Annotated in this window: 2 protein-coding genes; both read right to left on the reverse strand. The window is 62.1% G+C overall.

Annotated elements, in window-relative coordinates; translation table 11 throughout:
- Nucleotides 1–1,508, reverse strand: a 1,508-nt coding sequence (locus tag RI841_RS16175) for a class I SAM-dependent DNA methyltransferase (protein ID WP_310706656.1), incomplete at its 3' end; no start/stop codon positions are given.
- Between the two features lie 90 nt (nt 1,509–1,598).
- The coding region (locus RI841_RS16180) for a type I restriction-modification enzyme R subunit C-terminal domain-containing protein (RefSeq protein ID WP_310706657.1) at nt 1,599–2,169 on the reverse strand (571 nt) is incomplete at its 5' end.

Below are 2,169 nucleotides of genomic sequence, written 5' to 3' on the forward strand. Positions count from 1 at the left end.
TGCTCCTCCTGTTCCTGCTCTTGTTTTTGTTCCTGCTGCTGGGAGGCATGACCCAGGGCATCGCCAAGAATGTCCTTTAGCTGGTCGCGCAGTTCCTGTATCTCAGCCTGCTGCTGGGCATATTGCGCCAGCAACTCGTCCGGGTCGTGGCTGACCTGTTCGCCCTGGTAGGGATTCTTGATGTCCAGGTTGTAGTGGCGCGCCTGGATCTCCTCGATGGGCACCCGCCAGGCCTGATGGGTTTCCTGCCGGGCGGCGAAGCCGTCGCTTTCATCACCCCACCAGTCGATCTCGGTCTGGAACTCCTCGACCTTCATGGGGCGGGTCTTGCTGTAGTTCTTCACGCCCTCGGGGTAGGGATGCTCGTAGTACCACACCGCCTCGGTGGGTTGGCCCTTGGTGAAGAACAGCAGGTTGGTCTTGATGCCGGTGTAGGGGTTGAACACGCCGTTGGGCAACCGGACGATGGTGTGGAGGTTGCACTCGGTGAGCAGTTTCTCCTTCAGGCGGGTCTTCATGCCCTCGCCGAAGAGGAAGCCGTCAGGCAGCACCACGGCGGCCCGGCCACCGTCCTTCAGCAGGTGGATGAACAGCGTCATGAACAGGTCGGCAGTCTCGCGGGTGCGGAAGGCCTGGGGGAAGTTGGTCTCGATGCCATCCTCCTCCATGCCACCGAAAGGTGGGTTGGCGACAATGACGTCGACCCGCTCCCGAGGCCCCCAACTGATCAGCGGGCGCGCCAGAGTATTGTCGTGCTTGACCTGGTCGGGCACCTCGATGCCGTGGAGGATCAAGTTGGTGGTGGCCAGCAGATGGGGCAGCGGCTTCTTTTCCACCCCGTGGATGGTGCGCTGCAGGATCTGCTCGTCCTCCGGCGTCGTCACGTAGTGCTTGCGCTTGTGATCGATGGTGCAGGTGAGGAAGCCGCCGGTGCCGCAGGCCGGGTCCATCACGCTCTCCTCGAGCCTGGGGTCGACCCGGTCCACCATGAAGCGGGTCACCGCCCGCGGGGTGTAGAATTCGCCGGCATTGCCGGCGCTCTGCAGGTCCTTGAGGATCTGCTCGTACATGTCGCCGAGTTCATGGCGCTCGCTGGCCTTGTTGAAGTTCACGCCGTCCTGCAACCTGTTGATGACTTGCCGCATCAGCTGGCCGGACTTCATGTAGTTGTAGGCGTCCTCGAAGACGTTACGGATCACCACGCCGCGATAGTCGTCGCCGCGAGCCTGGAGCTGTTGCAGGCCCGGGAAGAGCATGGAGTCAACGAACTCCTTCAGCTCATCGCCAGTCATGCCCTCCGGGTCGGCGGCCCAGTGGCGCCAGCGCAGCGGCTCGGGAATCGGTGATCGATAGTCCTCATTGAACATCTCCCACTCCTGCTCCCGGTCATCGAAGATCTTCAGGAACAGCATCCAGACCAACTGGCCGATGCGCTGGGCGTCGCCATCCACGCCGACGTCCTTGCGCATGATGTCCTGGATGGATTTGATGGTGGTGCTGATGGCCATGAGTCTCGAGTTTCCTTGGTGTTCGTTGCGATGATGTCGGCGTATCCACAGGGCGTGGCCGGCATCAGGGTGTGTACAGAATAACCGCCATCAGCTGCCGAACTGGTAGAGGGCGTCTTCCAGTTCGTGGACCGCGCGAATGTAGCCAGGCTTGCCGCCGAAGGCCTGGACCAGCTCCATGGGGGCGCCGATCTCGCTGAAGGGCGCGACGTTGAGCACGTTGATGTCCTCGATGGGCGTGATGCCGGCATCGGCGTACTTGTCGACCAGGGATTCCAGCACCTGGCGGGCCTGACCCTCGTAGCGATTGAAAATGTCGCGCTTCCTCACCTGTGCGGCACGCTCGCGGCGGGTCATGGGCGGGCGGTCGAAGGCGATGTGGCAGATCACGTCGAAGGGATCGGGCTCGTCGCCGAGTGTGTCGCCAAGGTCCTTGATCAGGTCCTCCCAGAAGACGCCGTTCTCCTCCAGTTCCTCGAGGATCACCTGCTTGCGCTCGGCATCCTGCCAGCGACGCAGGAAGTCATCCAGGGAGGCGAACTGCTCCTTGACTTTCTTGCGGGTGTAGTCGCGCAGGCTCTCGGTGATTAGATCGCCATTCGCATCAAGATACTGCACTCGCTCGGCCACCACGCTGACCGTGACGTCGTCGACAACGTAC

The sequence above is a fragment of the Halomonas sp. genome (genome assembly GCF_031581305.1).
In the GTDB taxonomy this organism is placed as follows: domain Bacteria; phylum Pseudomonadota; class Gammaproteobacteria; order Pseudomonadales; family Halomonadaceae; genus Halomonas.